Raw genomic sequence first — 22,044 nt, 5'->3', positions numbered from 1 at the left:
CGCGCCCAGCGTGGGGTATGGGATACCACCATATCGACGTGGCGGACGTCGAGCCGACACCGGACCGACCGAGCACACAGCGCTCCATCAGCGGCGTCGCCGGGCTGGAACGGCTCTCGGCGCACGTCTACGAGCCGGAGCCGGGCGAGGCGATTCCGCTGGCGTACCACTACCACGACGAGCAGGAAGAGGTGTTCTACGTGGTCGCGGGGACGCTCCACGTCGAGACGCCGGAGGGGACCGTCGAGGTCGGGGCCGACGAGGCGTTCGTCGTCGAACCCGACAGCCCCCAGCGGGCGTTCGTCCCCGAGGACGCCGACGAGGGTGCGCGGGCGTTCGTCGTCGGCGCGCCGGCCGTCGAGGACGCCCACCCCTACGAGGACGGCTGATTCGGGCGCTGGGCCACTTCGATGCATCGGCCGCGCTGCGGACGGAGCGGCCCGGTCAGGACTGGACCAGCAGGTAGGTCAGCGAGAACAGGATGATGGCGGCGGTCACGACGTTTATCGGCGTGAACGCCGCGAGGTCGAGGACGCTCAGTCCCCAGAGGACCGTCGCCGCGAACACCGTCGAGAGGACGACGTTCATCGCGATGAGTACCCGTGGATCTCCCTGCGACCCGCTCGCACCGGCGTCGAACCCGTCGTCGCTCATACCCGTCGAAGGTGGGGCGGCCCCCTTAGCTCTTTGCGACGCCGGACCCAACAGCCGGCATGGAGGTCCGGAACCGAGACGGCGACGCCGTCGACCCGGTGCCGTTCTGCGTCGTCGCCGGGCTGACGGTCATGCTGACGCTCTCGACGGGGCCGCTGTACGGGCAGGCCTACGGGCTGTCCCTGCCCGTCGCGCTCGTCCTCTCGGGGAGCGTCGCCGTCGCGGTGTCGGCGGTCGCCTACCACCGACTGGTTTGGACCGCGACCCCGCAGTCAGTGACCGTCGCGCCCGCCCTGCGGTTCCAGCGGCTGGTCTACGTCGCGCTGGCGCTTGCGCTCGTGTTGCTCGCGCTGTCGGTCCCGCTGGTGGTGTGAGCCGGCGCGGGCCCCGCGCCAGTGCGGTGAGTTTTGTACCCCGCCCCCGTGGAGCAGATATGCGCGAGGTCGAGGTCTCGCAGTTCGTGCTCGCACGTCCCGAAGCCGTCCACCGCGTCCTCTCGCCCGAGGCGGTGGTCGACGCCGAGGGCACCTTCACTGTCTCGGCCGTCACGGAGTCCGACGCGGGGACCGTCGTCAGCGCCACGGCCGCGGGCATGACGGTCCTGCTCCGGTTCGAGGAGCGCGAGGACGGCCTCTCCTACACCGCCGACGGGGAGGTCGGCCCGTTCGACCACCTCTCGACGACGGTGACGGTCGCGCCCGAGGACAACGGTTCCCGGCTCACGATGCGCTCGACCGTCTCGCTGAACCTCCCGGTGCCGTTCGCCGACCGCATCGCGGCGTGGAAGCGCCGCGGCGAACTCGAACGCGCGCTGGAGGCGCTGACCGACCGGGTCGTCTGAGTGCCCGTCGTCGACCGGGGAGGGGCGTCGTCCGAACGGCCGTCGCCGCCCGGCTGTCGTCGCTCCGGATATGTACGACTCGCACACACTCGCGCCACCGTTAGGCACCCGAAACCATCACCAACGAACATGAGCTTCATCGACAGCGTCAAGGACGCGCTCACCGCCGAGCCGTCGGCGAAGGCCCAACCCGACGACGGGTCGAAGGGGGCCTACTGGTGTGACGACTGCGACAACCGCGTCCGCGACGTTGACGCCGAGGGCGAGCCGACCTGTCCCGACTGCGGCGAGGCGATGCGCTTCGAGCGGGCGACGGGGCGGGACTGCGCCTGTTAGGGTTCTCTGAGGACGATTTCGTCGCCCTGTTCGTCGGGGAAGGGGCCGGCCAGTTCCTCCGCGCGCGCCCACTCGTCGTCCGTGACGAGGGCGTCGTCCAGCCGCTCGCGCAGCGCCGCCTCGTCGTAGCCGGTGCCGATGAGGACCAGTTCCGTCCGGCGGTCGCCGTGGTCGTCGTCCCAGTCGAGGTCGGGGCGGTTCGAGCGGTAGAGGTCCCGCTCGACCTCGGGGAGGGCGGCTATCCACGGCCCCTGCGCTTCCACTCGAACCGAGGGGCCAGCCTGTCCGACGACCTGGCGGAGGTCGCTGCCGGCCACCCACAGCGTCCCCTTCGACCGGACCACGTCCGCGGGGAGGTCGCGGTAGAGCGCGGCGACGCGCTCGGGGTGTAACGGCCGTCGCTGCCGATAGACGAACGAGGAGACGCCGTACACCTCGTCGGGGTGGCTGTGGTCGTCGTCCCCGTGCCCGTGGCCCGCGCCGTCCAGCGCGCGCTTCCAGCCCGGCAGGTCGTCGACGCCGTCGGGGTCGAACAGCCCCCGGTCGAACAGGCTGTCGGGGTCGACCCGGGAGAACTCCGTCCGCACCGTCTCGGCGTCGGGCTGGAGGGCCGCGACCAGTTCCGCGGCCTCGTCGAGTTCGGCCGGGGAACACAGGTCGGCCTTGTTCAGCAGGACGACGTTGGCGAGTTCGACCTGCTCGACCAGCAGGTCCGAAAGCGGCCGGTCGCCGTCCTCGCCGCGGCGCTCGGGCGTCCCGCCCGCGAAGGCGTCGAGGAACTGCGGCGTGTCCAGCACCGTCACCAGCGCGTCGACGCGGTACAGCGCCGCCGCCCGGGAGTCCGTGGTAAAGAGGCGCGCGACCGGCCCCGGCTCGGAGATTCCCGAGGACTCGACGACGAGGGCGTCGAACTCGCGGTTCCGGGCCAGCCGGACGACGGCCGTCTCCAAGTCGTCCTGTAGCTCACAGCAGATACAGCCGTTCGACAGCTCCGCGACGCCGCCGTCCACGTCGAGTTCGGAGTTCTCGGCGACCAGTTCGGCGTCGACGTTGACCGTCCCCATGTCGTTGACGAGGACGGCGATGTCCCGCTCGCCGGCGGTTTCGAGCAGGTGGTTCAGGAGTGTCGTCTTGCCCGCGCCCAGACTGCCCGAGAGGATAGTGACCGGAATCGCGTCGCTCATGCCTTCCCGTTGACCGCCGACGGACTTGAACCCGGCCCCGGCTGTGGCGGTCCGGACACGGCCGCGGAGTCGCCGTCGGCGTGTCGCGTCCCCGACAGGCTTTTCTCCGTGACCCGCGCACACACGACTCATGGACCTCTCCGACCGCATCGAACGGTTTCGCCGCGCCCTCCGGGAGTGGGCGCGCGGGCTCTACCACGGGATGATAACACATCCAGCCTACGAGAAGATAGAGAAAGAAGCCGAGGACACCGAGGACGCGTTCATGCTGGCCTGTTTCCCGGACGCCTTCGGCATCCCGTCGCCAGTGTCGTACTACACCGCGGAGCTACTGCCGTACCTCGAAGACGCCTTCGAGGCGTGGGAGCGGCGGCTCTGGGACCGCGGCACGTACATCGAGCGCAAGGGCCAGCAGTACCACTTCTGATGGAACCGTTCGTCTTCTTCGGCGGAAAAGGCGGGGTCGGCAAGACGACCGTCTCCTGTGCCTACGGCGTGAAATCCGCCCGGTCGGGGCTGGAAACGCTGGTCGTCTCGACCGACCCCGCCCACTCCGTCTCGGACGTGTTCGATCAGGACTTCGGCGACGACCCCAGTCCGGTCGACGGTATCGACGGGCTGGACGCGATGGAGATAGACCCCGACACGGAGGTCCAGCGCCACCTCAACGACATCCGAAACGGCCTCTCCGAGCAGGTCTCGGCGGCGATGGTCAACGAGATAAACCAGCAACTGGAGATGGCCCACCAGACGCCCGGGGCCTACGAGGCGGCGCTGTTCGACCGGTTCGTCGACGTGATGCGCGAGGCCGAGGGGTACGACCGGGTGGTGTTCGACACCTCGCCGACCGGGAGTACGCTTCGCTTACTCGGCCTGCCGGAGTTCCTCGAAGGGTGGATAGAGCGGCTGATGCACAAGCGCGAGAAGAGCATCGACCTCTTCGAGAAGGCCGCCATCGGCAACAACGAGCCACGGCGGGTGATGGACGGGGACCCGGTGTTGGCCCGCCTGCGCGAGCGCAAGGAGTTCTTCGAGTTCGCCGGCGGCGCGTTGCGCTCGGACGCTGCCTTCTTCTTCGTCCTCAACCCCGACCAGCTGTCGGTCAACGAGACCGACCGGGCCATCGCGGAGATGCGGGACAACGACCTCGCGGTGCGGGGGCTGGTCGCCAACAAACTCACGCCCGAACCCGACCCTGACGAGGACGGCCGCGGCGCGCGGTACCTCCGGGCGCGCGTCGAGACCGAGCGCGAGCGCCTCGCAGAAGTCCGGGAGACGTTCGACCCGCCGCTGGTCGCCGAGATAGCGAGCCGGACCGCCGAGGTGAAAGGCGACCTGCTGGCGGAGGTGGCGGCCGAACTCGACATCGAGACGGCCGCCGAAGCGCCCACGTTCGTCTGACCGGAGTTGCCCACGACGGAACGAAACCCCACCCCGCCCGGTGGCGAACCCGAAGACAGCGGTCGTGTGGATCTGACGCACAGCCATCAGTCGACCGATACGGGCGGTGTGATACCGGGCGTTCGGGGGGCTATCGGCTCCGCGTAGTCGACTTCGAAATCTGTAAATAATCTTTTACCAAGGACAATAACCATTAAGGTTCTGATGGACAGTGGTCATACTGTAGTGGGATACCATGACACAAGTAATATGGATCGTACTGGCGGTATTAGTGACATTCACAGTCGGGTACGTGGGGTACTCGAAATATCTCACGCGGTTCCTCGAACTGGACGACTCGAACGAGACACCGGCGCATAAATACGAGGACGGGCAGGAGTACGTCCCGTCGAAGAAACCGGTGTTGCTGGGGCATCACTATTCCAGCATCGCGGGCGGGGCCCCCATCGTCGGCCCCATCACGGCCGGCGCGATATGGGGCTGGGTGCCGGCGCTGCTGTGGATCGCCATCGGCAACCCGCTGATGGGCAGCGTCCACGACTTCGTCTCGCTGTCCGGGTCGCTCCGCCACGAGGGCAAATCCATCGGGTACATCGTCGGCGAGTACGTCGGCGAGGGCGGCAAGAACATGCTGCTGTGGTTCGCGTTCCTGACCATCATCCTCGTCGTCGCGGTGTTCGCGCTCGTCGTGGGCATCGTGTTCAACGCCTACCCCGAAGTAGTGACGGCGTCGCTGGTCTACATCGCGCTGGCGCTGGTCTTCGGCGTCTACCTGTACCAGTTCAACGGCCCCTTCATCCCCGGGACAGTGTTGTTCGTCGCCGGCGTGTTCGCCGGGGTCTACGCCGGTATCCAGTTCCCCATCGCGCTGTTCCAGCCGACGGCAGAGCGGACGGCCGACCTGTCGGTCATCGTCCTGCTGGGCGGCAGCGGGTCGTGGGTGCCCGGCGCGAGCGCGCTGGGCGGGAACACCGCCGCGTGGATTCCGGTCATCATGCTGTACGCGGCCATCGCGAGCGCGCTCCCGGTGTGGGTGTTGCTCCAGCCGCGCGACTACCTCTCGTCGTTCCTCCTGTACACCGGCGTCGGGGGCGCGCTGCTGGCCATCATCGTCGGCACGCTGCTGGGCACGTCCAGCCAGCCCCTCGCCATCGACAGCTCCATCGGCGCGTTCAACGGCTTCTGGGGCGTCGAGGGCGCGGGCCTGTATCCGCTGTTCCCCTTGCTGTTCATCACCATCGCCTGCGGGACAATCAGTGGCTTCCACTCGCTGGTCTCCTCGGGGACCACGGCCAAGCAACTGAACAAGGAGAGCGACGCCCGCCTCATCGGCTACGGCGGGATGCTCGGTGAAGGGCTGCTCGCGGCCGTCGCGCTGTCGACGCTCGCGGTCGCCGGCTTCCCCGACCCCGCCGGCGGCATCGGCGCGGCGCTCCCGAACTTCGCTACTGGTGGCGGCATCATCCTCACGAGTCTCGGCCTCCCGACGGCCTTCGGCGCGCCGTTCATGGCGCTCGTCCTCGTGAGCTTCCTGCTGACCTCCACCGACACGGCCGTCCGACTCGGCCGGTACATGATGGAGGAGATCGTCGGCCTACCCGCCGGCGAGACCTCGTCCGGGCTGGACGTCGGCGGCGGCCTCCGCTCGACGCTCGGCGAACTCGGCCGCGGTCGCTACACGAACCCGGTCATCCAGTGTGTCGCGGCCTACGTGATGGTCGTCTCCGGCCAGTGGGTCGTCCTGTGGGCGCTCTTCGGCGGCGCGAACCAGCTGCTGGCCGCGCTCGCCCTGCTGACCGCCACCGTCTGGCTGGCCAACTGGGACGAGAGCAAGCAGCTGTACTCCACCGGGGTCCCGATGGCCGTGATGGTGGTCATCACCGCCTGCGGGCTGGCGTGGCTGGCCTTCTACACCAACATCTATCAGGGCATCATCCAAGGCGGTGCCAGCGGCGTCGCGCTGCTCGCGACCGTCGTCCAGACGCTCCTCGCGTTGACGCTCATCGGGCTGGCCTTGGCCTTGGTCAAGAAAGGCTACGACAACATCTCCAGAGTCCGCGAGGGCTTCGGCGGTGCCGCGGCGGAACCGAGCGACGACTGAGACGGGTTCGTAGCCGTTCCGGCGTCCGCCGGCCCTGCCGGCGACACGGGACGCACTACGAGAACCCGCGTCCGCCCTTGTTTCTCCCCGCTTCGCGCGCCGACAGCCGCGGGCCGACTCTCGCGTGACCGCGCCGAAGGGGGTCGTCATCACGCGGCCGCCGGTCAGCGCCAGAAGCGCTTGGCGAACCGCGAAAGGAACCCCTCGTCGGGCGTCGACACGTCCTCCCAGAGGACGAACGCCTCGCTCACGTCGGCGGCCTCGCCGGCGACGACGGTCTCCGCGTCGGGGACGGCGACCGCGAGATTCACCTCGTAGTGGCCGTAGTAGCCGTACTTCAACAGCGTGCGCTCGCGCTGGCCGTCGACGTAGGCCCGCGCGGCGTCGGGCAGTTCGTCGGCGACGAGGACGAACGTGAAGTCGGTCCGGTAGTGTTCCTCGTTGCCCTCGACGCGCTCGTCGGCGAGGTCGTGGCCCAGTTCAACCAACCGCTCCAACTCCTCGACGGTCGGGCGGTCGACACGGCGGGCGTAGAGGTACTCTTCGGACCGGTGGTCGCCGTAGGACAGCGACGGATGGAAGAACTGCTTCTGATTCAGCACCCGCATCTCCCCGTGGAGGTCCCAGACCTCCCCGCGAAGCCGGTGGTCCCGCTCCAGCGTGTAGCTGTACATCAGCCGGTCGCTGACGCGGTCGAGGTAGGGGTCGGACTCCCAGTCGGGCACGTCCTCGACGATTTCGGCGGGCAGTTCGGACTTGGGCACCGCGTCCACGCCGGCGGGGTCCTCCCAGTCCTCGTCCTCGTGGGCCGGCCCCGACTCCGTTCGCTCGCTCATCGGCGGCCGTCGTCCGCCGCCGTCTCGCCGCCGCCGGCTTCCGGTTCCCTGCCTCGTGTTCGCATATCACGGTGATGCCGACCCGGCCGCTTAAGCCCGTCGGTGCCGGCACGTCGGGCAGTGTTTAGTTAAGAGAGATAGACTGCGAACAGCCAGAAAGCCCCCGCGTTCTCGACTCCCGCGACTCGCTGCGCGCGCTTCGCGTGCTTGCGTCGTCGGGGTTCGTCGAGAACGCGGCCCCTTTCAGTCCCACCACTGCCAGTTGGCTACCCGACTACGGGCGGGACTGAAAGGGGCGTCGTCGGCGCATAGCGCCGACTGCTCGGGGGAGCAACGCTCTCCCGGGGCTTTCTGGCTCTCCGAGCCGGTTCCTGCTAAACTAAACACCGCCGCATGCCGCGCCCGCAGCTTTTTCCGTCGCGGCCGCCAAACGTGATACAACTATCATGTCCAAAGACACCGAGGCTTGTGGCCGGTGTTCGATGACCGTCGTGGTCGACGCCGTCGACGAGACGGGCGGCACCGACCCCTTCGACGGGGACCGCATCGAAGTCGACGAGACGGAACTGAAGCGCGCCTCGCCGGAGGCGTGGATGGGACGGCTCTCCGGGGCGCTCGACGACGCGGTCGGCCGGTTCGTCTGGGGCCGGTGACGGCTACGTCACGGCGTCGAAGGCCGTGAACAGGCCGTAGCTGAGCCCGAATGCCAGCGCCAGCGACCCGAGCCACGCCAGCACGGTCTTCACCATCTTGCCGCGGCTCAGTTCGCCGTCGCCGGCGGCCGCGCCCGACCCGATGATGGCCGAGACGATTATCTCGTTGAACGAGACGGGGATGCCGAAGAAGACGGCGGTCTGTGCGATGACGAAACTGGGGATGAGCGCCGCGATGGAGCGCCGCGGCCCCAGCGAGGAGTAGTCCTGCGCGAGCGCCTTTATCATCCGCGGCGCGCCGGTCCACGAACCGACCAGTAGTCCGATGCCGCCGAAGAGGAGTACGCCGGTGATGGGGACCCCCGACAGCGGCCCCTCGCCCAGTAGGGGGAGCAGGGGCCCCAGCGCCAGTCCGACCTGACTCCCGCCCGCGGAGAACGCCACCAGCCCGCCCAACACCAGCAGGAAGTGGCGCTGGCCGGCGGCGGGGTCCCCGCGGATGTCGCGGGCCAACAGCCCCGCGGCGAGGGCGACCGAGAGCAGCGTGACGGCGGCTATCGTCGGGAGCGGGGGCGTGCCGGCGGCGCGGGCCACGGCGCGGGCGACGGAGGCTTGCTCGTCGCCGGGGGCCAGCAGGACGAACTCGACGTTGGCGAGGACGGCCCCGACCAGCCCCGCCAGCGCGGGCACCAGCCGCGTCTCCTCGGTGCGCTCGGTCCGGAGGAGGCGGGCCGTCGCGTAGGCCATCCCGCCGCCGACGAACGGCACTGCGACCCACAGCGAGACGATCTCGACGTACTTCGCCGTCGCCGGCTGGCCGCCCAGCGCCAGCCCGACGCCGACGACCGCGCCGGTGACGGTGAACGCCGTCGCGATGGGGTAGCCGGCGAAGATGCCGACGGCGACCAGCGCGGCCGCGGTCAGCAGAGCGATGATGGCCGCCGCAGCCGACAGCCCGCCGCCCGCGGGGAAGACGACCAGCCCGCTACCGACCGTCTCGGTGACGTTCGCGCCCTGCAGGACCGCGCCGGCGAGGCCGAGGATGCCGACGAGAAAGCCCGCCCGCATCACCGAGATAGCGTTGGCACCGACCGCGGGGGCAAAGGGGGTCGACCCTGAGGAGCCAGCGCCGATAGCCCACGCCATGAACAGGCTCGCCGCGAGCGCGACGAGGAGCGTTCCGACGAGCGTCGTCGCTACCATCTACACCGGCGTTTGCCCGGCCCGGCAATGAGCCTACCGTTCGACCGACGCTCGCTTCGGGGTGTGCGGCTCCGACTTGCCGCCCGGTCCGCCGTTCGGTCCCGACCCGCCGCGGTGCCGGGATGCGGGCGGGCCGTGCCGGAACCCGGCCGCCTAAACGGCTCGGCCGTCGAGAGCCGACAGTGACGGCGCGCGACGAACGGCTACTGGGCGGCCACGGCGGCCGGGTGTTGGTGACGCTGAGCGCGGCGTGGGCGCTCCTCCAGCTGGGTCGGTTCCTGCTTCCGGCGGTGTTGCCCGCGGTCATCGACGACCTCGGCGTGACGACGGTGACGGCCGGACTGGCGCTGGGGGCGTTGCAGGCGGTGTACGCGCTGACGCAGTTCCCTAGCGGCCGGCTCTCGGACCGCTTCACCCGCCCGTCGCTGGTCGTGCCCGGACTGGCGGCGCTGACCGGTGCCTTCCTCCTCCTCTCGACGGCGACGACGGTGGCGCTGTTCGTCGCCGCGACGCTGCTGCTGGGGTTCGGAAAGGGGCTGTTCGCGGTCCCCTCGCGGGCGCAGGTCTCGGACCTGTTCGTCGAGCGCCGGGGGCAGGCGCTGGGGTTGTACGCCGCCGGGACCGACGTGGGCGGTCTGCTGGCCTCGGCCGTCGGCGTCGCCGTGACCGGTGGCGGCGCGGTACTCGCGCTGGTCGGGCTGACGGCCGTCCCCGAACTCGGCTGGAAGTCGCCGTTCGCCCCGCTCGCGGCCGTGCTGGCGCTCGTCGCGCTCGCCTACGTCCGCTGGAACCGCGAACCCTACCGGCTCGGGCGGACGGACGTGGAACTGGTCGCCACCGTCCGCCGGCTGGCGACCACACGGGCACAGCGGGAGGTGCTCGCGTCGTTCGCGCTGTTTTACTTCGTCGTCGGCGCGTGGGTGAACTTCCTCCCGACGTATCTCGCCGACGGCAAGGGGTTCCCCGAGGCGGTGGCGGCCGCGCTGTTCGCGGTGGTGTTCGCCGTCGGCGTCGTCGTCAAGCCGCTGGCCGGCACGCTCTCGGACCGCGTCCCACGGCGCGCGGTCGGTGCCGCCGGCATGCTGCTCGCCATCGGCGCGCTCGCGGCAGTCGCGCTGGCCGAGTCCCGCCTCGCGGTCGCGCTCGCCACCGCCGCCTACGGCCTCGGCTACAAGGCGGTCTTCCCCGTCGCCGACGCGCTCCTGCTCGATGCCGCGCCCGACGGCAACCTCGGCGCTGACCTCGGGGCCGCCCGGGCGCTGTTCATCGGCGTCGGCGCGCTCGGGCCGGTGTACATGGGCTGGCTCGCCGCCGTCGCCAGCTACCGGCTCGCCTTCGTCGGCCTCGGCGTCTGTCTGGCCCTCGCGGCCGCGCTGTTGCTCCGGGGGCTGTCCGACCGCGCGGCCCCGGCCGGCGACCCCTCGCCGTAGCCCGTCGTTCGCCCGAGCCCTCGCTCAGTTCGTCTTCGCATCTGCGATGCTGGAAGACGCTGCCGCTCGCCCGAACCCTCGCTCAGTTCGTCTTCGCATCTGCGATGCTGGAAGACGCTGCCGCTCGCCCGAGCCCTCGCTCAGTTCGTCTTCGCATCTGCGATGCTGGAAGACGCTGCCGCTCGCCCGAGCCCTCGCTCAGTTCGTCTTCGCATCGGTCTCTTCCCCCGGCTCTGTCGCCTCGACGCCCTCCGCGGCCTCGACGGCCTCGGTCACCTTCTCGGTGTCGACGTGCCAGCGGTCGACGGACTGCTCGTAGTCGGCCAGTTTGTTCGAGACGCGCAGTTTCAGGTCGTCGTCGTTGACGTTTATCTCGAAGACGTACTCCGGGCGGTCGTCGCTCTCGACGCGCTGGAGGTTGGCGCTGACGAGTTCGTTGTCGAAGTAGTACGGCGCTATCTGGGTCATCACGTTCCGGTAGACGGCGTCCTCGACTCTCCGGAGCGCCTTGCGCCCGGCGGAGTCGGCCGCGCGGGCGACGTAGTCGACGGACTCGCCCCACTTGTCTATCGCCTCGTCGGGGTCGTCGAGCCGCTCGTACGACTCCGTGAGCTTCTCGCCGGCCGTCTGGAGGTCCTCGTCGGGGTCCTTGCCCGCCTGCTCGCCCCGTCCCTCGTCGACGCTGGCCTGCTCGGCGGTCTTCTCGTTGACGTCCTCGTCCAGCCGCTCGTGGCTCTTGGGCCGCCACTCGTCGAACTCCGCGAGCGCGGCGTCGTCGACGCCGCGCTTCGCTCCGAGGTCCTTCAGCGCCTGCGTGATGCGTTCGCCGTGTTCGACGACGTCGACCCAACCGCCGCGCGTCTTGAACCCGGAGACGCTCTCTTCCATGTCTGCCATTGTAGAAGGGTATCGCCCGCCTGTGTGTGCGACCGATATATACGTACGGTACTCGCTCTACCCCGTTAAGCGTTTCCGCCGGGGGGTGAGCCCTTATCAGCGTGGCGGTGCAACGGGTCCGTGATGCCATCCGCACTGTTCGTAGTCAGCGAGTACGGGTACTGGGGCGAGGAGTGTATCGAGCCGCTGACGACGCTTTCGGACGCCGGCTTCGACGTGACCGTGGCGACGCCGACGGGCGACCCGCCCGTGGTCGACGACCGTTCGGTCGACCCCGAGAACGTCGGCGAGGAGACCGCCGACCGCGTCCTCGAAGTCCACGAGAACGACGACCGGCTCAACGACCCGATTCCGGTCGCCGAGACCAGCGCCGACGGCCACGACGCGGTCGTGTTCCCCGGCGGCCACGGCACCGAGTGGGACGTGAATCAGGACACACACGCCCGCGCCCTCCTGCGGGACGCGGTCGCGGGCGACGGCAAGGCGCTGGTGGTCTGTCACGCCGTCGGCATCCTCGCGTTCACCCGCGACGGCGACGGCGAGTTCCTCGTCGACGGGCGCTCGGTGACCGGCTTCCCCAACGCGTGGGAGGAGGGCATCGTCGACGAGAACGACCTGCTCCCCGACGGCCAGAAGCTCCCCTACTGGGTCGAGGACGAGGTGACAGCCGCCGGGGCCGACTGGGACGCCGAACTCGACGCCGACACCAGCGTCACGGTCGACGGCGACCTCCTGACAGCCCGCGGTCCGGGGTCGTCAGCCGCGGCCGCACAGGCCCTGCTCGACGAACTCGGCATCGAACACCCGGCCTGACGCCGACCCGCGATTTCCGCTCGGTCCCGCGCTCCCCGCGTCACTCGGGCCGTAGGTTCTTGCCTCCGTAGCTCCTCCTCCGGCTATGGAGTACACGACGCTGGGTTCGACCGGCATCGAGGTGAGCAAGGTCTGTCTCGGCTGCATGAGCTTCGGGAGCGGCCGCGAGTGGATGCTCGACCGGGCGGCCAGCCGCGACCTCATCGAGCGCGCTATCGACCTCGGAGTGAACTTCTTCGACACCGCGAACGTCTACTCCGCGGGCGAGAGCGAGGAGATACTGGGCGGCGTGTTGGCCGACTACGACCGCGACGAGCAGGTCGTCGCCACGAAGGTCCGGTTCCCCGGCGCGAGCGACCACCGCAACGCCGCCGGCCTCTCCCGGAAGACCGTCGAGCAGGAACTGGCGAACTCGCTGGACCGGCTGGGGATGGACACCGTCGACCTCTACCAGATTCACCGCTGGGACTACGACACGCCAATCGAGACGACGCTCCGGGCGCTCGACGACGCCGTCCGGCGCGGGCAGGTCCGTCACATCGGCGCGTCGTCGATGTGGGCCCGCCAGTTCCAGCGCGCGCTGCACGTCAGCGACCGCGAGGGGCTCGCGCGCTTCGAGACGATGCAGAACCTCCACCACCTGACCTACCGCGAGGAGGAGCGGGAGATGTACCCGCTCTGTGACCGCGAGAACGTCGGGACGATGCCGTGGAGTCCGCTCGGCGCGGGCTATCTCACCCGCCCCCACGAGGAGTTCAAAGCGACCACGCGGGGCGTCCACGAGACCGAGACGGCGGAGGTGCCCTACCACGAGGGGCCGGGCAGCGAGGAGATAAACGAGCGCGTGCAGGAACTGGCCGCCGACTACGGCGTGACGATGGCCCAGATAGCGCTGGCGTGGCAGTTCCAACACGACGCCGTGACCGCCCCCATCGTCGGCACCTCCAGCGTCGAGCATCTGGAGGCGGCCGTCGAGGCGCTGGAGATAGACCTCTCGGCCGCCGACGTGGCGTATCTGGAGGAGCCCTACGAGCCGGTGGCGGTGTACGGGCACGAGTAGCGAGGGGCGCGCGAAGCGCGGCCCTCGAAACGCGAGCGGGGAGGGACGACCCGCGAGCGCGGCGGTAGGTGGCGAGGGACGCGAACGGGGTGAGCGACCCTCGAAACGCGAGCGCCTACACCAACTCGCCGCGGGCGACGGGGACCACGCGTCCGCCGACTTCGACGGTCACGTCGTCGCCGGTCGCGTCGGCGGCGAGCCCCAACAGCGACGGGCGGCCCATCTCGTAGCCCTGCTCGACGCGGGCGTCGACGGTCGGGCCGCCGAGGTACTCGTGGCGGGCGAGGTAGGCCGCGAGACAGCCGTTCGAGGAGCCGGTCGCGGGGTCCTCGGGCACGTCGTAGAACGGCGCGAACACGCGGTCGGCGAGGTCGCTGCCGGCCTCGCGGGGGTCGGCACAGAAGGCCAGCACGTTCTTGGCCTCGCGGTCGCCGGTGACGCGGTCGTAGGCCCCGCGGTCGAGGTCGACGGCCGTCAGCGCGTCGCGGTCGGCCAGCGGGACGACTATCGTCGGGAGCCCGGTCGAGACGACCTGCACCGGCCACTCCGCATCGAGCGCGTCGACCGGCAGGCCGAGCACGTCGGCCAGCGCGTCGTGGGCGAGTTCGTCGCCGAACGCGGGGGGTTGCTGGGTCATCCAGAGCGCCGCGTCGTCGCCCGTCCCCCGGTGTTCCACCGGCACGTCGCCGACTTCGAGGTCGAGCGTCACCGTCTCCGGGGTGCCGTCGGCCAGTTCGCGGCGAATCACGGCCGCCGTTCCGAGGGTGGGGTGGCCCGCGAAGGGTATCTCGGCGGCGGGGGTGAAGATGCGGACCGGCCACGCGCCGTTTTCGGGCGGGCCGGTGACGAACGTCGTCTCGGAGTAGTCCATCTCCGCGGCGACGGCCTGCATCTCGTCGGTCGTCATGTCGGCGGCGTCGGTGACGACGGCGAGTTGGTTGCCGGCGTAGCGCTCGCGAGCGAACACGTCGACGATGCGGAACGGGCGGGCCATAGCGGTGGCTGACGGGCGACGGTAAAGAGCGCTCCGGCGGTGTGTTCCCCTCTCTCACGGCAGGTGGCTGTCACCGGTCGGTTTAACGTGACGGCGAGTCCACGTGAGCTATGGACACGGTTGCCGTGGTCTGTTTCGACGGCTTCGACGAACTGGACGCCGTCGGCCCCTACGAGGTGTTCGAGAACGCGGGGCGCTTCGGCGCGTCGTGGGACGTGACGCTGCGGTCGGTGCGGGCGACGCCGTCAGTGACCGCGAGCCACGGCCTCCGCGTCGAACCGGACGGCCCGCTGGCCGAGGTGACGCCGGACCTGCTGGTCGTCGCCGGCGGCGGGTGGAACGACCGGGACGGGGCCGGCGTCCGCGCCGAGACGGAGCGTGGTGACCTGCCGGCCGCCGTCGCCGACGCCCACGACCGCGGCGCGACGGTGGCGGGCGTCTGCACCGGCGGGATGGCGCTGGCCCGGGCCGGCGTCCTCGACGGCCGGCCGGCGGTCACGCACCGTAGCGCGCTCGACGACCTCCGGGCGACCGACGCCGAGGTCGTCGAGGCCCGGGTCGTCGACGACGGCGACGTACTCACGGCCGGCGGCGTCACGTCGGGGCTGGACCTCGCGGTGCATCTGGTCGAGCGGGAGTGGGGGGACGCGGTCGCGGCGCGGGTCCGGACCGAGATGGAGTACGAGCCGCGGGGCGAGGTGGTCGTCTCGGGCGCTGCGGGCGAGCGCGGCGGGCGGGACGACAGCTAGGCGTTCGCGCGGGCCTCGTCCAACAGCGCCTGCACGTCGACGGCCTCGCCGGTCTCGCTGCTCTGGATGGCCGCGAAGACGATGGCCATCGACTCGACCATCTCCTCGACGCGGGTCGCCATCGGCTCGCCGCCGTCGAGCCACTCGCAGAACTGCTCGACGAGCCACGCGTTCTCCCACTGGGGGCGCTCGGCCAGCGGAACCCGTTCGGCGGCCTCCTCGCCGACGCCGGACCACTTGGGCACGTCGTCCTCCTCGCGCTCGTAGCGCAGCACCTCGCGGTTGTCGAGTTCGATGGTCTCCTCCAGACACTCGGCGCGGAACTGCTCGTGGCTCCAGCCGTTGAGCGTGACGGCGTTGGCGTAGCTCCCCTCGTACTGGGCGCGGGTACCGTCGGCGAAGTGCATCGTCACGAACCCGGTGCAGTCGCCCTCGTAGTCGGCCCCGTCGGGGACCCACGTCTCGGCGTACACCCGCTCGCAGGGGGCGTCGACCAGCGACGCGAGGATGTCGAGGTGGTGGACCGCGCCGTCGAGCAGGAGGAGGTCGTCCATCTCGTGGACGTAGTCGGAGTAGTGGCCCCGCTCGCGCACGTCGCCGGTGAAGCGGCCGGTGAGGTAGTCGACGGGGCTGGCGGCCTCGACGGCACGCCGGAACGTCGTCTTGTCTTGGTCGAACCGGTGACTCATCGTGATACCCATCTTCCGGTCGGACTCGCGGACCTTCCGGGCGATGCGGACCGACCCCTCCAGCGTGTCGGCGATGGGCTTCTCCGAGAGGACGTGACAGTCGTGGGCCAAGGCGGTGTCGACGACCGGTTCGTGCGCGGCCGGCGGCGTGACGACCGTACAGAAGTCGGCCTCGCGCTCCGACAGCGCCTCGTCGAGGTCGGTGTAACAGCGGTCCGCGGAGACGCCCAGCGACTCCCGTGCGCGGTCGAGCCGCGAGGGGTCGCGGTCGACGGCGGCGGCGACTTCGACCCGACCCGCCGCGACGTTCGGCGGGATGACGTTCTCGACCCAGTGGGTGCCCTGCCCACCGAGTCCGACGTGGACCAGTCGGTGTGTCATAGTCGCGGTACCGCGGCCAGCGGTAAATGTCGTACTATTCCGGCCGACGCCGCGGCTCAGGCCTCCGGGAACGGGACTCGCCGCTCCATCCCGTCCTCGGCGACGAACACCTCGCCGTCGAAGGCCTCGCGGGCCTCGCTGGCCAGCCGGTCCGCGCCGCCGGCGTACCGCGTCGAGACGTGGGTCAGCGCCAGCCGCTTCGCGCCGGCCTCGGCGGCCACCCCGGCGGCCTCGCGAGCCGTCGAGTGGGCCGTCGCCTCGGCGCGGTCGGCGAGGTCGTCGGCGAAGGTGGCGTCGTGAATCAGCAGGTCGGCATCCGCGGCGGCCGCGACGACGCTGTCGGTCGGGAGCGTGTCGCCGGTGTAGACCAGCGTCCGGCCCGGGCGGGACGGGCCGACGACCTCCTCGGGACGGACGGTCCGGCCGTCGTGTTCGACCGGTTCGCCCCGGTGGAGCTTCGAGTACTTCGGGCCGGGCGGGATGCCCAACTCCTCCTCGGCTTTCTCGCGGTCGAACTCCCCTTTCCGGTCGTCTTCGACGACGGCGTAGCCCACCGACGCACAGCGGTGTTCGGTGCGGACGGCCCTGACCGCGTACTCGTCGCGGTCCAACACGGTGTCGCCGGCCGACACCTCGTTGATGCGGACCGGATAGGAGGGCGTGGCCCCGTTGGCCTCGATGAGTTGGGTGACGTTCCCGCGGGTGCCGGCGGGCGTGTGGACGGCGACGGCCCGGTCGCGCTCGTTGAAGTCCCACGTCTGGAGCAGCCCCGGAATCCCCAGCACGTGGTCGCCGTGCAGGTGCGTGACGAACAGGTGGTCGACGCCGAAGCCGGTGCCAAAGCGCATCATCTGGCGCTGGGTTCCCTCGCCGCAGTCGAACAGGAGGTAGTCGCCGTCCCGGTTGACGAACACGCCGCTGGTGTTCCGCTGTGTCGTCGGTACGGCCCCGCTCGTCCCGAGGAACGTCACGCGCATCACTCGGTCGTGGGCCGTCGACGGGTAAACGCGTGTCGGACCCGCCCGGGGTGTGTGACACGCTATCATTTTTAATGGTGGGCGTCGTACCGGCAGCCATGCGATTCGTCATCGTGGGGTACGGCCGCGTCGGCATCCGGACCGCCCGCATCCTCCAGAGCGAGGGCCACGACCTCGTCGTCGTCGAGCGCGACGAGGCCAAAGCCGACCGGGCCGAAGACGACGGGTTCACCGTCGTCCGGGGCGACGGCAGCGAGGAGGCGGTCCTGGCGGAGGCCGACATCGACGCGGCCGACGCCATCGGCGCGCTGACCGGCGACCTGAACACGAACTTCACGGCCTGCATGATAGCCAAAGAACACGGCTGTCGGACCGTGTTGCGCATCGACGCGGACTACCGCGAGGAGATATACGAGAAGTACGCCGCCGACGTGGACGAGATAATCTACCCCGAGCGGCTGGGCGCTGCCGGCGCGAAGACGGCTCTGCTGGGCGGGGATTTCAACGTCTTGGCGGACCTCACCGAACAGCTCTCGGTGGCGAGCGTCGCCGTCCCCGACGGGTCGCCGTTCGTCGGCAAGCGCGTCGTCGAGGTGGAACTGCCCGGCGACGCCCGCATCTACGCCCACGGCCGTGCCCACGAGCCGATGACGATTCCGCTGCCACGCACCGAGATAGCCGCCGGCGACAGCGTCGCGGTGATGTCGACGCCGGACGAACTCGAGGCTGTCCGAGCGGCGCTGCGCGGCGACGCCTGAGAGGAGAGGGTTGCGGTGTCCGGGCGCGCCACGGGAGGATGGGAGCACTGTCTGTGACAGTGAACTGAGGCCGTCGATGCGCGCCCGTGTGGAGGCGAAGCGGTCGTCCGGAATAAATACCCGTCAGACACGCGGCAGACGGCGCGGCTTTTTGTCCGTCGCCCCCCTCGGGGCGGGCATGGACTGGGCCGACCTCTTCGAGCGCGCCGGGCAGTACGACACCGCCGTCGAGCGGGTCCGCGAGACGCTTGCCGCCCACCGTGACGATGCCCGAGAGTGACCCCACCCGCGTCGTCGCCGACGCCGACGTGTTGGCGGCGGACCTGCTGTGTGGCCCGTCGGCGGCCGCGGGCGGCGACAACCACGCCCGGGCCGCGCTGGACCACCTCCGCCGGCACTCGTGGACGACGCTGGTCGCCAGCGACCGCCTGCTTGACGAGGCCGAGGCGGTCGTCGCCGCCCTCGCGGATGCCGGCCTCGCGGCCGATTGGCGCGAGCGAATCGCGCGCGACCGGACGGCGGTCGCTCACCCTGCGGGCGACCACCCGGCGCTTGCGAGCGCCTACCGCGGCGGCGCGGCCCACCTGTTGACCTACGACGAGGAACTGCGAAGCGCCGAGGCGGGCGCGACCCTGCAAGGGCGCATGCGGGTCAGCGTCCGGTCGCCCGACGCCTTCGCTCGGTTGTTCGACCCGGCCGCGCTGTACGAGGCCAGCCACGACGACGCTTACCCCGGCCCGGACCGGGACCCGCGGGATTAGTCGTCGGCCGAGGCCGCGAGCGGGTCGGTCGCGTCGGCCGCCGACCGCTCGCCCTCGACCTCGAACTGCGACAGCAACGCGGTGAGGTCGTCGGTCCGCTCGGCCACCGAGCGCAGTTCGTCGCTGACCTCCGAGATGGTCGCGGTCTGTTCCTCCGTGGCGGCCGCGGCGGACTCGGCCTCCGCGCTGGTCTCCTCGCTGACCGCTGCCACTTCCTCGACGGTCTCGACGACCCCCTCGGTGGTCGTCGCCTGCTCGCCGGTCGCCGCCGATATCTCCTGCATCGCGTCGTTGACCTCGCCGACCACGTCCACGACGCCCTCGAAGTCCCGCAGCGCTCCCTCGATGGTGGCGGCGCTGTCGGCGACCTGCTCGTCGGTGGTCTCGACTGCCTCGACGGTGTCGGCGACTTCGAGTTGGACGCTGGCGATTCGGTCCGAGACGTCCTCGGCGGCGTCGCGGGTCTCCTCGGCCAGCGCCTTCACCTCGTCGGCGACGACGGCGAACCCGTCGCCGTCGTCGTCCGCTCGGGCCGCCTCGATGGAGGCGTTCAGCGCCAGCATGTTCGTCTGCTCGGCGATGTCACCGATGACGTCGACGATGTCGTCTATCTCGGCTATCTGGTCGGCCAACCCCTCGACCGCGTCGGCGATGTCGCCGATACGGCGCTCCATCTCGTCGAGTTCGTCGATGGCCGTGGCGGCCTCCTCGCGGCCCTCGCGGCCCCGCTGGGCCGCTCGCTCGGCGGTCGACGCGGCGTCGTCGGCCGTGGCCGCTATCTCCTCGACGGTGGCCGACAGCGACTCCATCTCGTCGGTGACGGCGTCGTTGCGCTCTGCTTGCTGGCTCGCGCCCGCGGATATCTCCTGCACCGAGCGGGCGATCTCGTCGCTGGCGTCGTCTATCTGGGCCATGCTCTCGCTCACCCGGTCGCTGGACTCCGCGACCTCGTCGGCGAAGTCGGTCACCTCGCCGACCGTCTCGGCCAGCGTCGTCACGAGGTCGTTGTAGTCGGTGACGACCCGCTGGAACTGCTCGTCGACCTCGTCGAAGTCGCCGTCGATGGTCGCCGTGAGGTCGCCGTCCTTGGCGCGCTCGGCCGCGTCGCCAAAGGCCGTCACGAGGTCGCCAAGCGCCTGCGAGCGCCGTTCGAGGTCGTCGGTCATCGCCTGCAGCTCCGTCGTGTAGTCGTCGAGGCTGGCGGCCATCCGGTCCAGCGAGTCCCCGAACGTACCCGGCACGTCCTCGTCGAGTACGTCGGCATCGAACTCCTGTCGCGCCAAGGCGTCGGCTTGGGCCGAGACGGTCGCCAGCGAGGCCTGCATCTCGCCGAAGGAGGTCACGAGGCGCGCCACCTCGTCGTCGCGCTCGCTGTCGGGCACCGCCACGTCCACCTCGCCGGCCGCGATACGCTCGGCGGCCGCGTCGAGTTCGACGATGGGCGCGACGATGTCCTCGCGGGTGATGAAGACGGTGTTAGCGAAGGCGACGGTGGCACCGACGAAAAGCAGCGCCGTGAGTACCAACTGGACGGTCCCCGAGAACGCGAACGCGACGACGGTCAACGCGACCGCCGCGGCGAACTGGAGGCCGACGGCGGCCAACACCTTCCGTTCGATGGAACCGGCAACGCCGACGGCGTCGACGGACCAGCGTATCAGTTCCTTGTACCGAGCGAGCGGACCGGTCGTCATACCGAACACTTTCGTCGTCCATTATTTCAATAGGACCCGCTATTCTCGGGAACTGAAAATAGGTGCACCGGCCAAACGGCGAGCCGATACCGCTGCGGGCCGTTCCGCTCTCGCGTTTCGCGTTCGATACTACCGGTCGCTGTTGACCCACGCCGCCGCCCGCCGGACGAGCGCCCGCGGGGTCACGCGCCCGAGCAGGTCAACCGCCCGCATCAACCGGCTCGGAATCACGACGGTCTCGCCGGCCGCCAGTCCCTCGTAGGCCGCGGCGGCGACCGCCGCGGGCGCGTTCGACGTGAGCGACCCGACCGCCGAGTCGCCCATCCCGGCCCGGGACTGGAACTCGGTGTCGACGGGGCCGGGACACAGGAGCGTCACGTCGACGGGCGTGTCGCGGTGTTCCTCGGCCAGCGCCTCGGTGAAGCTGTTGACGTAGGCCTTGCTGGCGTAGTAGCCCGACAGCATCGGTCCCGGCTGGAAGCCGGCGACGGAACCGACGTTCAACACCGCGCCGCCGTCGGCGAACCCGTCGAGGAACAGCCGGGTCAGTTCGACCGGCAGGACGACGTTCAGCCGCAACTGGGTGCGCTCGGCGTCGAGGTCGCTGTCGGCGAAGGGGCCGTAGGTGCCCACGCCGACGTTGTTGACGAGTATTCCCACGTCCAGCCCACGCTCGGTGACCATCCCGTGGAGCGTCTCGGCGGCCTCGGCCCGGTCTAAGTCCATCTCGATGGGCGTCGCCGTCACGCCGTGGGCGGCCTCGATGTCGGCCGCGAGCGACCGCAGGCGGTCCTCGCGCCGGGCGACCAGTACCACGTCGTGGCCGTGGGCGGCGAACTCGCGGGCTAGCGCCGCGCCGATGCCACCGGAACCGCCCGTTATCAGCGCCGTCTCGCGGTCCCGGACCGCGGGGACTGGCGCGTCGGGGTCGCCGTCCGCTTCGCTATCGCTCACCGTACCACTCCGCGAACTTCGACAGCGCCCGTCCGCGGTGGGAGACGGCGTTTTTCTCCTCGGTACTCATCTCCGCGAAGGTCGTCCCGTCGTGTTCGAAGACGGGGTCGAAGCCGAAGCCGCCGTCCCCGCGGGGCGCGACGAGTTCACCGGGGACGCGCCCCTCGAACAGCTTCACCGGGAGCGTGTCGTCGCCGCCCCGGACCTGCTCGTCGGTGGTCGCCGCGGGCCGCCCGGCGGCCGACTGGTCGGGGCCGCGGCGCTCAGTCCGGTCGACCGGTTCGGGCGTGGCCGCGAACCCCTCGCCGTCACAGTAGGCGATGACGGTCTTGAACGCCGCGCCGTGGTCGCTTTCGGGTTCGGTCAGTCGCCAGACCCCCTCGACGCCGACGGTGTCCTCGACGTACGAGGAGTACGGCCCGGGGAAGCCGTCGAACGCGTCGACGAACAGGCCCGCGTCGTCGACGATGACCGGCCCGTCGGCCGCCCGGTAGGCGCTCCGGGCACCGTCGGCGGCGACCGCCCCGAGGTCGTCGGCCTGAATCTCGGGGTAGTCGAAGTCGAACTGGACGACCTCGTCGTCCAAGTACGTCGTCGCCTCCCGGACCTTCCCGGGGTTGGTCGTCACGAAGTTGAGCATACGCGGTTCGGGGCCGGCCAGCGGCAAAGAGCCGTCGA

Annotated in this window: 25 protein-coding genes; 14 read left to right on the top strand and 11 right to left on the bottom strand. The window is 70.3% G+C overall.

The window, feature by feature from the left end:
* Nucleotides 1-17: 17 nt before the first annotated feature.
* Complete coding sequence (locus ACV7JO_RS13350; protein WP_470353897.1) at nt 18-389, top strand: cupin domain-containing protein; 372 nt, start codon at nt 18-20, stop codon at nt 387-389.
* Nucleotides 390-444: 55 nt separating this feature from the next.
* Here ACV7JO_RS13350 and ACV7JO_RS13345 read toward each other — a convergent pair whose 3' ends face one another.
* Nucleotides 445-654, bottom strand: a complete 210-nt coding sequence (locus tag ACV7JO_RS13345; protein ID WP_470353896.1) for a DUF8107 family protein — start codon at nt 652-654, stop codon at nt 445-447.
* A gap of 59 nt (nt 655-713) precedes the next feature.
* Between ACV7JO_RS13345 and ACV7JO_RS13340 the strand changes: the two genes are divergently transcribed.
* The 3 genes from ACV7JO_RS13340 (at nt 714) to ACV7JO_RS13330 (ending at nt 1,831) form a co-directional block, all read left to right on the top strand.
* Nucleotides 714-1,028, top strand: coding sequence for a hypothetical protein (locus tag ACV7JO_RS13340; protein ID WP_470353895.1), 315 nt, complete (start codon nt 714-716; stop codon nt 1,026-1,028).
* Nucleotides 1,029-1,087: 59 nt separating this feature from the next.
* Entirely contained in the window at nt 1,088-1,495 is a 408-nt protein-coding gene (locus tag ACV7JO_RS13335; RefSeq protein WP_470353894.1) for an SRPBCC family protein, read from the top strand.
* A gap of 129 nt (nt 1,496-1,624) precedes the next feature.
* Nucleotides 1,625-1,831, top strand: a complete 207-nt coding sequence (locus ACV7JO_RS13330) for a hypothetical protein (protein WP_470353893.1) — start codon at nt 1,625-1,627, stop codon at nt 1,829-1,831.
* Here the strand turns inward: ACV7JO_RS13330 and ACV7JO_RS13325 are convergent.
* Nucleotides 1,828-3,015 (bottom strand): CobW family GTP-binding protein, encoded by a 1,188-nt coding sequence (locus ACV7JO_RS13325; RefSeq protein ID WP_470353892.1) that lies wholly within the window; start codon nt 3,013-3,015, stop codon nt 1,828-1,830. The genes ACV7JO_RS13330 and ACV7JO_RS13325 overlap by 4 nt on opposite strands.
* A 130-nt stretch (nt 3,016-3,145) precedes the next feature.
* On the opposite strand from ACV7JO_RS13325, the gene ACV7JO_RS13320 reads away from it, so the two are divergent.
* From ACV7JO_RS13320 to ACV7JO_RS13310, 3 genes are all read left to right on the top strand, one after another.
* Nucleotides 3,146-3,442: a DUF7990 family protein gene (locus ACV7JO_RS13320; RefSeq protein WP_470353891.1), complete on the top strand. Its 297-nt coding sequence runs from the start codon at nt 3,146-3,148 to the stop codon at nt 3,440-3,442.
* A complete protein-coding gene (locus ACV7JO_RS13315) occupies nt 3,442-4,416 on the top strand; it encodes an ArsA family ATPase (RefSeq protein ID WP_470353890.1) in 975 nt (324 codons plus the stop codon). The genes ACV7JO_RS13320 and ACV7JO_RS13315 overlap by 1 nt, the downstream gene beginning before the upstream one ends.
* A 235-nt stretch (nt 4,417-4,651) precedes the next feature.
* Nucleotides 4,652-6,517: a carbon starvation CstA family protein gene (locus ACV7JO_RS13310; RefSeq protein WP_470353889.1), complete on the top strand. Its 1,866-nt coding sequence runs from the start codon at nt 4,652-4,654 to the stop codon at nt 6,515-6,517.
* Between the two features lie 164 nt (nt 6,518-6,681).
* On the opposite strand, the gene ACV7JO_RS13305 is transcribed toward ACV7JO_RS13310, so the two are convergent.
* Complete coding sequence (locus ACV7JO_RS13305) at nt 6,682-7,353, bottom strand: DUF8052 family protein (RefSeq protein WP_470353888.1); 672 nt, start codon at nt 7,351-7,353, stop codon at nt 6,682-6,684.
* A gap of 446 nt (nt 7,354-7,799) precedes the next feature.
* Between ACV7JO_RS13305 and ACV7JO_RS13300 the strand changes: the two genes are divergently transcribed.
* Nucleotides 7,800-8,006, top strand: coding sequence for a DUF8007 family protein (locus ACV7JO_RS13300; RefSeq protein WP_470353887.1), 207 nt, complete (start codon nt 7,800-7,802; stop codon nt 8,004-8,006).
* 3 nt (nt 8,007-8,009) lie between these two features.
* Here the strand turns inward: ACV7JO_RS13300 and ACV7JO_RS13295 are convergent, their stop codons facing one another.
* Nucleotides 8,010-9,209 carry an inorganic phosphate transporter gene (locus ACV7JO_RS13295; RefSeq protein WP_470353886.1) on the bottom strand — a complete coding sequence of 400 codons (1,200 nt, stop codon included), beginning with the start codon at nt 9,207-9,209 and terminating at the stop codon, nt 8,010-8,012.
* A 227-nt stretch (nt 9,210-9,436) separates the two neighbouring features.
* On the opposite strand from ACV7JO_RS13295, the gene ACV7JO_RS13290 reads away from it, so the two are divergent.
* A complete protein-coding gene (locus ACV7JO_RS13290; RefSeq protein WP_470355785.1) occupies nt 9,437-10,639 on the top strand; it encodes an MFS transporter in 1,203 nt (400 codons plus the stop codon).
* 198 nt (nt 10,640-10,837) lie between these two features.
* On the opposite strand, the gene ACV7JO_RS13285 is transcribed toward ACV7JO_RS13290, so the two are convergent.
* Complete coding sequence (locus ACV7JO_RS13285) at nt 10,838-11,536, bottom strand: DUF5828 family protein (RefSeq protein ID WP_470353885.1); 699 nt, start codon at nt 11,534-11,536, stop codon at nt 10,838-10,840.
* A 123-nt stretch (nt 11,537-11,659) separates the two neighbouring features.
* On the opposite strand from ACV7JO_RS13285, the gene ACV7JO_RS13280 reads away from it, so the two are divergent.
* A complete protein-coding gene (locus tag ACV7JO_RS13280; RefSeq protein ID WP_470353884.1) occupies nt 11,660-12,349 on the top strand; it encodes a DJ-1/PfpI family protein in 690 nt (229 codons plus the stop codon).
* Between the two features lie 85 nt (nt 12,350-12,434).
* Nucleotides 12,435-13,409: an aldo/keto reductase gene (locus ACV7JO_RS13275; protein ID WP_470353883.1), complete on the top strand. Its 975-nt coding sequence runs from the start codon at nt 12,435-12,437 to the stop codon at nt 13,407-13,409.
* A 115-nt stretch (nt 13,410-13,524) separates the two neighbouring features.
* Here the strand turns inward: ACV7JO_RS13275 and ACV7JO_RS13270 are convergent, their stop codons facing one another.
* Nucleotides 13,525-14,403, bottom strand: coding sequence for a PhzF family phenazine biosynthesis protein (locus ACV7JO_RS13270; RefSeq protein ID WP_470353882.1), 879 nt, complete (start codon nt 14,401-14,403; stop codon nt 13,525-13,527).
* Nucleotides 14,404-14,513: 110 nt separating this feature from the next.
* Here ACV7JO_RS13270 and ACV7JO_RS13265 point away from each other — a divergent pair, with 110 nt between their 5' ends.
* The gene (locus ACV7JO_RS13265) at nt 14,514-15,152 is read left to right on the top strand and encodes a DJ-1/PfpI family protein (protein WP_470353881.1); all 639 of its coding nucleotides are present in this window, start codon (nt 14,514-14,516) and stop codon (nt 15,150-15,152) included.
* Here the strand turns inward: ACV7JO_RS13265 and ACV7JO_RS13260 are convergent.
* Both ACV7JO_RS13260 and rnz read right to left on the bottom strand, forming a co-directional pair.
* Nucleotides 15,149-16,222, bottom strand: a complete 1,074-nt coding sequence (locus ACV7JO_RS13260; protein ID WP_470353880.1) for a Gfo/Idh/MocA family protein — start codon at nt 16,220-16,222, stop codon at nt 15,149-15,151. The two genes, ACV7JO_RS13265 and ACV7JO_RS13260, sit on opposite strands and share 4 nt — an antisense overlap.
* Nucleotides 16,223-16,278: 56 nt before the next feature.
* Nucleotides 16,279-17,199, bottom strand: coding sequence for a ribonuclease Z (rnz, locus tag ACV7JO_RS13255; RefSeq protein ID WP_470353879.1), 921 nt, complete (start codon nt 17,197-17,199; stop codon nt 16,279-16,281).
* Between the two features lie 98 nt (nt 17,200-17,297).
* Between rnz and ACV7JO_RS13250 the strand changes: the two genes are divergently transcribed.
* Together ACV7JO_RS13250 and ACV7JO_RS13245 are read left to right on the top strand one after the other, a co-directional pair.
* A complete protein-coding gene (locus ACV7JO_RS13250) occupies nt 17,298-17,957 on the top strand; it encodes a potassium channel family protein (protein ID WP_470353878.1) in 660 nt (219 codons plus the stop codon).
* Between the two features lie 266 nt (nt 17,958-18,223).
* Nucleotides 18,224-18,718, top strand: a complete 495-nt coding sequence (locus ACV7JO_RS13245) for a DUF7384 family protein (protein ID WP_470353877.1) — start codon at nt 18,224-18,226, stop codon at nt 18,716-18,718.
* Here the strand turns inward: ACV7JO_RS13245 and ACV7JO_RS13240 are convergent.
* The 3 genes from ACV7JO_RS13240 to ACV7JO_RS13230 form a co-directional block, all read right to left on the bottom strand.
* Nucleotides 18,715-20,412, bottom strand: a complete 1,698-nt coding sequence (locus ACV7JO_RS13240; protein ID WP_470353876.1) for a methyl-accepting chemotaxis protein — start codon at nt 20,410-20,412, stop codon at nt 18,715-18,717. The genes ACV7JO_RS13245 and ACV7JO_RS13240 overlap by 4 nt on opposite strands.
* Before the next feature lie 129 nt (nt 20,413-20,541).
* Nucleotides 20,542-21,366: an SDR family NAD(P)-dependent oxidoreductase gene (locus tag ACV7JO_RS13235; protein WP_470353875.1), complete on the bottom strand. Its 825-nt coding sequence runs from the start codon at nt 21,364-21,366 to the stop codon at nt 20,542-20,544.
* A complete protein-coding gene (locus ACV7JO_RS13230; protein WP_470353874.1) occupies nt 21,356-22,006 on the bottom strand; it encodes a non-canonical purine NTP pyrophosphatase in 651 nt (216 codons plus the stop codon). Before ACV7JO_RS13230 ends, ACV7JO_RS13235 begins: the two co-directional genes overlap by 11 nt.
* Nucleotides 22,007-22,044: the final 38 nt, after the last annotated feature.

The organism is Haloarcula sp. MBLA0138, assembly GCF_055632455.1.
Note: the sequence above shows the minus strand (reverse complement) of the source record. Positions and strands in the feature narration are given on the sequence as shown.

Coding starts and splice junctions, on each gene's coding strand:
- ACV7JO_RS13310 (WP_470353889.1), top strand. CDS start 4,652: ATGACACAAGTAATATGGATCGTACTGGCGGTATTAGTGACATTCACA.
- ACV7JO_RS13350 (WP_470353897.1), top strand. CDS start 18: ATGGGATACCACCATATCGACGTGGCGGACGTCGAGCCGACACCGGAC.
- ACV7JO_RS13250 (WP_470353878.1), top strand. CDS start 17,298: ATGCGATTCGTCATCGTGGGGTACGGCCGCGTCGGCATCCGGACCGCC.
- ACV7JO_RS13240 (WP_470353876.1), bottom strand. CDS start 20,412: ATGACGACCGGTCCGCTCGCTCGGTACAAGGAACTGATACGCTGGTCC.
- ACV7JO_RS13305 (WP_470353888.1), bottom strand. CDS start 7,353: ATGAGCGAGCGAACGGAGTCGGGGCCGGCCCACGAGGACGAGGACTGG.
- ACV7JO_RS13270 (WP_470353882.1), bottom strand. CDS start 14,403: ATGGCCCGCCCGTTCCGCATCGTCGACGTGTTCGCTCGCGAGCGCTAC.
- ACV7JO_RS13285 (WP_470353885.1), bottom strand. CDS start 11,536: ATGGCAGACATGGAAGAGAGCGTCTCCGGGTTCAAGACGCGCGGCGGT.
- ACV7JO_RS13330 (WP_470353893.1), top strand. CDS start 1,625: ATGAGCTTCATCGACAGCGTCAAGGACGCGCTCACCGCCGAGCCGTCG.
- ACV7JO_RS13260 (WP_470353880.1), bottom strand. CDS start 16,222: ATGACACACCGACTGGTCCACGTCGGACTCGGTGGGCAGGGCACCCAC.
- ACV7JO_RS13230 (WP_470353874.1), bottom strand. CDS start 22,006: ATGCTCAACTTCGTGACGACCAACCCCGGGAAGGTCCGGGAGGCGACG.
- ACV7JO_RS13325 (WP_470353892.1), bottom strand. CDS start 3,015: ATGAGCGACGCGATTCCGGTCACTATCCTCTCGGGCAGTCTGGGCGCG.
- rnz (WP_470353879.1), bottom strand. CDS start 17,199: ATGCGCGTGACGTTCCTCGGGACGAGCGGGGCCGTACCGACGACACAG.
- ACV7JO_RS13335 (WP_470353894.1), top strand. CDS start 1,088: ATGCGCGAGGTCGAGGTCTCGCAGTTCGTGCTCGCACGTCCCGAAGCC.
- ACV7JO_RS13345 (WP_470353896.1), bottom strand. CDS start 654: ATGAGCGACGACGGGTTCGACGCCGGTGCGAGCGGGTCGCAGGGAGAT.
- ACV7JO_RS13320 (WP_470353891.1), top strand. CDS start 3,146: ATGGACCTCTCCGACCGCATCGAACGGTTTCGCCGCGCCCTCCGGGAG.
- ACV7JO_RS13340 (WP_470353895.1), top strand. CDS start 714: ATGGAGGTCCGGAACCGAGACGGCGACGCCGTCGACCCGGTGCCGTTC.
- ACV7JO_RS13265 (WP_470353881.1), top strand. CDS start 14,514: ATGGACACGGTTGCCGTGGTCTGTTTCGACGGCTTCGACGAACTGGAC.
- ACV7JO_RS13245 (WP_470353877.1), top strand. CDS start 18,224: ATGCCCGAGAGTGACCCCACCCGCGTCGTCGCCGACGCCGACGTGTTG.
- ACV7JO_RS13295 (WP_470353886.1), bottom strand. CDS start 9,209: ATGGTAGCGACGACGCTCGTCGGAACGCTCCTCGTCGCGCTCGCGGCG.
- ACV7JO_RS13275 (WP_470353883.1), top strand. CDS start 12,435: ATGGAGTACACGACGCTGGGTTCGACCGGCATCGAGGTGAGCAAGGTC.
- ACV7JO_RS13280 (WP_470353884.1), top strand. CDS start 11,660: ATGCCATCCGCACTGTTCGTAGTCAGCGAGTACGGGTACTGGGGCGAG.
- ACV7JO_RS13315 (WP_470353890.1), top strand. CDS start 3,442: ATGGAACCGTTCGTCTTCTTCGGCGGAAAAGGCGGGGTCGGCAAGACG.
- ACV7JO_RS13300 (WP_470353887.1), top strand. CDS start 7,800: ATGTCCAAAGACACCGAGGCTTGTGGCCGGTGTTCGATGACCGTCGTG.